Source organism: Neisseria sp. HMSC065C04 (assembly GCF_001815375.1).
GTDB classification, from domain to species: Bacteria; Pseudomonadota; Gammaproteobacteria; order Burkholderiales; family Neisseriaceae; genus Neisseria; species Neisseria flavescens_D.
This window is the reverse complement of record NZ_KV820389.1, coordinates 10,302-17,138: the sequence shown is the minus strand read 5'-3', so window position 1 is coordinate 17,138 and position 6,837 is coordinate 10,302. Positions and strand designations below refer to the sequence as shown.

Sequence of the window (6,837 nt, the reverse complement as noted above, 5' to 3'; positions counted from 1 at the left end):
AAAGGTTTGACCACTTATTGCTTAAAGTAAAAACCTGACCATTCAGAGCCAAGGCTGCATCTTCTGCAAGCTCTTCATCTACATTCATACTAATAATATAAGTTTTCATTGAGTTACTCCTAAAAAAGGGAACCCGCCCCAAAGGACGAATGCCCCTTGGGGTTAAAAATAAAGGTTTATTCCAGCAAAAAGATTAGAATTAATCGTTCGGCAATGATTTCAGGTACCGATCAACGGTAGAACAAGCCCAACAGTTAACAATTTTCTGTATGATTCTGCCTTCTGATTCTGGATAATCCAATTCAGGATCGATAAAATCCTCCCAGATCAGACCAGAAGAATACAGCCAATAGGATATTGTTCCCATATTACGTTCGTACAGCCAGGAAGCAGTTTTCTCTGTTACAACTCGTTCTAAATTTTCACGAAAGTTGGTTGATCCATATTCTATATCCTTCATAAGATAGGCGATGTCGTCATATCCTCCTATATTCGGAACAGGAACCAACAAGAAACTGTCATTATCGTCCATACCTGAATCGGACAATGCTTTGACCAACATAGCATATCCAACACTGCGCCCGCACATAACACGGCCAAAAATCTCTTCTGCCTCGTTATCAGTCAGGCTTTCGATAAAGCCGGGTTGATGCAAGATTTCTGTCCATTCCTCATGACCGTACATGGTAGGTACGAAGACTGCTGCGGTATGGTAATTATCGGCTTTATTGGGTACGGCACCTGCTTGGTTTTCCAATCTGAGGTATTCGTCTACAGGAATCACGCCTTTGATCATCGATGCGGAATACCCAAAGTCGGACAGTCTGCTACCGATGACATCTGTGATGTTTTCACGGCTACATGGTTGACGAATAGTCTGGCCGTTGAGTAGCTCTGCGGCCTTACCCGCAACTTCATACTCCTGTTTAAACCAGACAATGTAGGTTTCGTATTGATTATTCACTGTATTGCTCCTAAAAAACTGGGATACCGTTCCCCAGGGGTACGGTCCCCACGGGGTTGATAAAAGAAAATGCCGTACATCCCGAAGGATGCGTGTCATGTTTAACGGCAGGACACAAGACAGATAAGGTCTGTCAGCCTGTAAAGACAGGTATTTTCAGACGGCCTTACTAAAGTCGTCTGAAAATACCTGCCCGAAGGCAGGTGAGGTATATAACGATTACAAGGTTAGTAATCTTCTGGGAACAGGAGTGTGGTAAGACTTCTGTCCCATTCTGTAATGACCCAAATTCTTTGGTCCCCGATCTTGTAAGAAGACATTATTCTGCCTTCTTCACCTGGCTTGAGTGCCTGCTGATTCAACTTTGCATCTTCAGGGGGAAGATCTCCCCATATGCCACGGCGGTGGGCCTCAAGCAATATTTGGGCATAAAGATTATTGTCATACAGTTGTGCAGGCAGGTGCTCTTTTGCCCAGTTATCTACTGTTGCCGTCATAGACACTCGGCCAAGGTAAAACAAAGAAGGGGAATCACATGCAGCCATAGCCGCCAGATCAAGTTGTTCCATTAGGTGTATCCTTAAAGAAAGCCGGATACACCCCCTGCGGGAAGTACCCGGCAGGGTTTAAAAATTGAATAGGCCAATCTATTTATTTGATTGTCAGGACTCGGCCAAAATCCGGCGATCCCTCGGTCAAATCAATTGCCCGTATGCTTGGAGAAAACCGGTCGGTTGAGGTAATCGTGACCACAAGTCTATCCTTGTTGTCGTACTCTTCCGATTTGGTTTCTACTTTGGTTTTATGGGTTGAACCTTTAACCAACAGCTTTCGACCATTGGTTGAGGTGACAACGCCATTAACTTGGCCTGCGGCTAATGCTAAAGCAGCATGCCACTGACCCAGAGCACATAAAGGCCGGCGTTTTTCGGCTATAACGGCACTGGTGCCGAAATGTTGAGAAAATGATGGCCATAACGTGCGGGATTGCTGCTGTCCCAGTTCACGTTCCAATATATCCTGCTCCAATTTAAAGCTTCTTGGGCGAAAGACCTTATTGGGTGCAATAGGCACACAGTATGCAGGCGTACCGGCTGGCAAAGTCTCAGGGGCATTTTCAAAATCAAGCAGGAGCCTTTGTTGGGCATCTGCCTGTTTTTTGCTGATAGAGGCTTTGTTTTTCGGTCGTATGCCGAAGATGACCAGCTGTTTGTAGGTATCCACCGCAGCCCTTATCATACGGACATCCGTACAGTGAGAAGCGATTTCGCCGGTTAGGTGCTCCGTCAGAGCGGCTTCCGGAACAATCATCACCAATACTCCGCCAGGCTGCAAAGTACCGAAGGTACGCGCAAAGAAAAGTTCTTCAAGCCGTTTGGTTCTTTGATTAGATAGATTGTCTTTTGCGGTAAAGCCGTAAGGAGGATTCAGAAACAGGAGGCCGACTGCCGAACCCTGCATGGTGCAGTTTTCCACATCGGATTTGATGACACTGGTCAGACGACTCATTGCCTCTTCAGCTCGGTCTTTCTCCAGTTCAATCCCGTAAGTTTGACAACTTATTTTTTCCGATTGCAAAGTAGAGGCTAGAGTAGCCAGGGCTTCTCCTGTTCCACAGCAAGGATCAAATATGCGTAACAAACCTCCAGCGGATGCCGGAATATCAAGGTAAGCGGCTATGCGGGCCAATGTAGCTTGGTCAGTGGGAAAGTATCCGTTGTCACGGTGGTTATGCGCAACACGGGGGTGCATCAGATGGTTAATGGACATGGTAATCTCCAAAAATAAGGTGGATACCGTGCCCAAAGGGGACAGTATCCCCCAAGGGGTTAAAAAATTATGGTTTATTCTTGCCTGGCAATATTCCGGATTCCCGTCTTGAAATTTCGAAGGGCACGGTAATCACCGGGAGAACTCGGCACGGGCAATTTCTGCCCGTTGATATGTAACAGCGAGGCATGTCTGCCACGTTTGTTTTTTTTATAAGTCCATTTTTTGCTCGCAACCAAACTGGCAATATAGACTTGGAAATCTTTATTGGAACTGTATTTCATAAACGTTTCCTTAGAAAAAAACCACTGCCGTATAGAACATACGAAACAGTGGGATATTTGGCCAGAGGCCGAGTTAATAAAAAAGCCGTGTCCGCAAATTTACGGTTGATGATGTTTAACGGCAGCATCCAGACAGTAAAACGACTGTCAGCGTATAAATAGTTGAATCAGAAACCTTCCAAGGACATTTCCAGTTTCATGATCTGCAGACAGTTATGAGCCTGTTCGCGGGTGGCGAAATAATCGGATTCGCGTGAATAGGGCATTTTAATTTCAGGATATGCTTTTTCCCAATAATCCCGGCCAACATAGTAACCGGCGTTGGATTGCATGACTTTTAAATCCGAAACATAACAGCCAATATCGTTTTTCATGATTTTCCTTCTCTTTTCAGTTAAATAGGTTTTTTGAGACAACCTCTCCAGAATGTTGTCTGAAAAAACCCACTAAACGTGGGTTAGATGCAGAAATTGCATCAATCTTGTTGTTCAACCAAGCGTTTGGCCAACTGAACTTCAACTGAATCTTCAGCCTGGTTCAGAATGTCTAAGCCCGAATCGGGCATATCACCGGAGGTTGACTGAGTAACAGCAACTTTTTGCCCCATCAGTTCAAGGCAAATTTGCTGTGCTGTATCGCTGTAGCCGGAGAAATACACCTCCACATCGTCCTTCTGCCCAATACGCCAAGAACGGCGGGCGGCCTGCATCAGGGTATAAACGTTATATCCTGTTTGCAGAAAGTAGATGGTTGGAAATGCCAACAAGTCCAAACCGGTTTTGACCAGCTCCGGATTACAGATAACCACCTGTACTCCTTCTGCCAGCCGGTCTTCAACCCAATCTTCACGTTGATCAGCCTTTACCGTCGCCTTCATTACCGCCGCCTTGATACCGTGCCGCTTGAAAATCTCTTTCAGACGGCCTGTCGTATCACGGGTATCGGTATAAACGGTATAGACTAGACATTTACGTCCTTTAGCCAGACTGTCTTTAACAACTTCCAGCATATCGGCTTCTCTAGACGAGATTTCTTCCTCATCAAACTGGGGTTCGGTATGGAAAAGGATCTTGTTTTGTCTGCGCCAGTAAACATCTTGAGCTTTGTAACAACAATCCGGCCATGACAGCAAGGCACTCGTAACAACGCCGGTAAGGGTATTGTCACGATTCCTTAATGCCGCTTTCAAATGCTGTCTCAAGACACCCTCCATATTTTTATAGACTGCATGTTGATCTTCAGTCATTTCAACTGGCCGGAAAACTTCTTTATAGTCAGGCAAAGCGCCTTCACCCAAATCACGCAATTTTAGAAATACGGTAATAGGCAAAACGTAACGCATGATGCCCAAAGGGGAAAATCCCGGTGCTTTGGCGGTACGAACGCTGTTACGCTCCGCTTTTGAGCTACTGAATGCGCCATTGCTGTATTCAGTTCCAAGATGGCGGACAATATCCTTCAACACGCCATGCTTACGCATAAACGCCATGCTCGCCGATCCCAAGGTATTCCCTTTGTTGTAACTGAAACCGTCTTCAATCATCATTTGCGGCCAAAGTCGCCACAATAGAAAGAACAGGTCTTCCGCATAGCCACCCATCAGCGTACCGGTTAGACACAGGATCTTTTTGCAGCAACGAGCAAGAACACCCATCGCCTGTCCTTGCGCAGTTCCGTAATTTTTGTATTCGTGACCTTCATCTACCACCAACAATCCAAAAAAATTCTTCGGTAAATAGCGTTTGATGAACTCGGTCGGCTGATACCCGCCTCGTCCCAGGCTAAATTCTGCTTTGCCTAAGTCTCGGTCGATACGCGCCGCTTGACGGTCGTCGAATAGAAATTCTCCGTTTTCATCCATCAAATTGGAAAACGCCTGAATGTTGTTTTCCAAGATTTCGGCCAGATACTGCTCACCATACATCCCGATGATTTTTGCTGCGGTTTTAGGACCGATGCCGGGTAGGGTGGTCATGGTTTTAAGTACACGGTCGTAAACTGTGCTCACAACCCCATCTTCACTCTGTTCCTTTCGGCACAAGGTCCAAAGCGGTTCCTTACACGGTTTGCCATGATGATTACCTTTGCAAAAACGGCGGTTTTTAGCTAGGGCATTTTTCAGACCACCTTCAGTGTCATAAGGCTTGTTTTCCTCATCCAAGATTTCACAGCCACATTTAGGACAGTAATACTCGGAAACGGCAAATCCCTTAGAAGCACCTTCAGAAGGTATCCAGCGGCGACGAACGGCATACGAAGGTCTCCAATGATAGTCCATGCGCATCCGAACACGCCCCATCACAAAAAACTCCGGAACTTCGGGTTTTCGGTCGAGGGCACGGATTTGCAATAGCTTACCCAACGTATCAGCTCCGTTAAGGATCCATACGCGGGCATTGGGTACTGTTTTGAGGATTTCACGTCGCCATTTGTACACTAAATGCGGTGGGCTTAATACCAATGTACGGTGTAAGCCTGCTTGATGTGTGGCAGCAGCAGCTGCTATCGACATCATGGTCTTACCAGTACCCATTTCGGCATTAATAATGGCTGCGGGTTTGTCCTCTACCACCAATTGCTGTAATACGGCGCGTACAACTTCTCGCTGTGCCGTAAACAAAGGACGTTCCAGGTTATCCAGCACTTCTTCAAGGTGAGGATAAGTTTGCCCCTGATAGACAGGTTGGTTTTGCTCAGTAACTGCGTTGAAAAGACTGTCCCCAAACTCGGCAAGAAACTGCGTCAGAGGCATATCGGAATCCGGCAGCTCAGGTTCCGGAGATTCCACCGGCAATACGGCAGCTTCCGTACTTTTTTTGGCAGTCTCAGCCACTTGACGGATGATAAAGTTGAAATCAGTGATTATTTGATTCTGACGTTCCTGCATCTCGGCCACAGTTTGATCAAGTTCTGCAAAATCCGGGAAGAGTTCGTCTATTTTTGAAACGGGGGTATACATCATATGCTCCTAAAAAAGGACGGAGCAAAACCCCGAAGACGGGGGATTGCCCCGTCAGGGATTAAAATTGCCTATCACAAATATTCGATAGGTAAGGTTTCCAAACCATACTCGGCAACTAATTTAGAGGCCAAAAAAACAGCCTCGTTATAGTCTTTATTACAAAGCCTAGGTAGCTCTATTACTTCTCCTGTGTCTGATAACAGCTCAGAAGTTTGTAAGTCTGTAATTCGCAGAGAGTCGAAAATAATATTACCTTCTTCATTCATCTCTGCCTGCGCAGTGATACGAACCGTACCAATTGAACAAGGTAGATTAATATCCACTTGTTTAAGAGGAGTTTCAGAAGAGTAAGTATAAACAGTCAGTGAAGCTGACATAAGAGGCAAAAGAAACATGGTATATCTCCAAAGCTTAGGCTTCTCTACACACATAGGGAGTAGATTCCCAAAAGGATAATCAACAGGTAAATCCATTCTTTTCTAAAAGGGGTACAAGTTGATCTGTTTCGAGTAGGCTTTTCAAAATACCGAAAGCATCTTCTTCAGCTTTTACTGATTTACGTTTTACCGTATTCAGTTGTAACTGTAAGTTAGGTGATCCGAATAATGTAAAACTTACAAAACATCCTTCCTTTTTTACTTCTCTGACAGATAAGTAATACCCTCTATCATCGGTATTACTACCCTTTTTATACACCATTTCAATGTCCAAAGTTTTTCCCTCCTGTAAAGAGGGTTTAATTTTGGTTTCACTATATTCTCGGATTAATGGCAACGCATTCACGGTATTGCTCCAAAAAAATGGGATACCGTTCCCCATGGGCACGGTCCCCACGGGGTTGATAAAAGAAAATGCCG

General features: G+C 45.3%; 8 protein-coding genes. All 8 read right to left on the bottom strand.

The window, feature by feature from the left end; genetic code table 11:
* Positions 1–199: 199 nt before the first annotated feature.
* A complete protein-coding gene (locus HMPREF3022_RS01995) occupies positions 200–964 on the bottom strand; it encodes a hypothetical protein (protein WP_283119028.1) in 765 nt (254 codons plus the stop codon).
* A 227-nt stretch (positions 965–1,191) separates the two neighbouring features.
* The gene (locus tag HMPREF3022_RS01990; RefSeq protein ID WP_053088395.1) at positions 1,192–1,533 is read right to left on the bottom strand and encodes a hypothetical protein; all 342 of its coding nucleotides are present in this window, start codon (positions 1,531–1,533) and stop codon (positions 1,192–1,194) included.
* A gap of 82 nt (positions 1,534–1,615) precedes the next feature.
* Entirely contained in the window at positions 1,616–2,734 is a 1,119-nt protein-coding gene (locus tag HMPREF3022_RS01985; protein ID WP_049360215.1) for a DUF6094 domain-containing protein, read from the bottom strand.
* 74 nt (positions 2,735–2,808) lie between these two features.
* Positions 2,809–3,018 (bottom strand): hypothetical protein, encoded by a 210-nt coding sequence (locus tag HMPREF3022_RS01980; protein WP_049323396.1) that lies wholly within the window; start codon positions 3,016–3,018, stop codon positions 2,809–2,811.
* Positions 3,019–3,185: 167 nt separating this feature from the next.
* Complete coding sequence (locus HMPREF3022_RS01975) at positions 3,186–3,392, bottom strand: hypothetical protein (protein ID WP_049323394.1); 207 nt, start codon at positions 3,390–3,392, stop codon at positions 3,186–3,188.
* Positions 3,393–3,493: 101 nt separating this feature from the next.
* Complete coding sequence (locus HMPREF3022_RS01970; protein ID WP_083315818.1) at positions 3,494–5,977, bottom strand: SNF2-related protein; 2,484 nt, start codon at positions 5,975–5,977, stop codon at positions 3,494–3,496.
* Positions 5,978–6,051: 74 nt separating this feature from the next.
* Positions 6,052–6,453 carry a hypothetical protein gene (locus HMPREF3022_RS01965; RefSeq protein WP_070765058.1) on the bottom strand — a complete coding sequence of 134 codons (402 nt, stop codon included), beginning with the start codon at positions 6,451–6,453 and terminating at the stop codon, positions 6,052–6,054.
* Positions 6,437–6,837: hypothetical protein (locus HMPREF3022_RS01960; RefSeq protein ID WP_210399651.1), on the bottom strand; the 401-nt coding region annotated here is incomplete at its 5' end. The genes HMPREF3022_RS01960 and HMPREF3022_RS01965, both read right to left, overlap by 17 nt.

What these genes read in the sequence shown, in the direction of transcription:
- HMPREF3022_RS01990 (WP_053088395.1), bottom strand. Translation starts at nt 1,533, where the DNA reads ATGGAACAACTTGATCTGGCGGCTATGGCTGCATGTGATTCCCCTTCT.
- HMPREF3022_RS01985 (WP_049360215.1), bottom strand. Translation starts at nt 2,734, where the DNA reads ATGTCCATTAACCATCTGATGCACCCCCGTGTTGCGCATAACCACCGT.
- HMPREF3022_RS01980 (WP_049323396.1), bottom strand. Translation starts at nt 3,018, where the DNA reads ATGAAATACAGTTCCAATAAAGATTTCCAAGTCTATATTGCCAGTTTG.
- HMPREF3022_RS01975 (WP_049323394.1), bottom strand. Translation starts at nt 3,392, where the DNA reads ATGAAAAACGATATTGGCTGTTATGTTTCGGATTTAAAAGTCATGCAA.
- HMPREF3022_RS01970 (WP_083315818.1), bottom strand. Translation starts at nt 5,977, where the DNA reads ATGTATACCCCCGTTTCAAAAATAGACGAACTCTTCCCGGATTTTGCA.
- HMPREF3022_RS01965 (WP_070765058.1), bottom strand. Translation starts at nt 6,453, where the DNA reads ATGGATTTACCTGTTGATTATCCTTTTGGGAATCTACTCCCTATGTGT.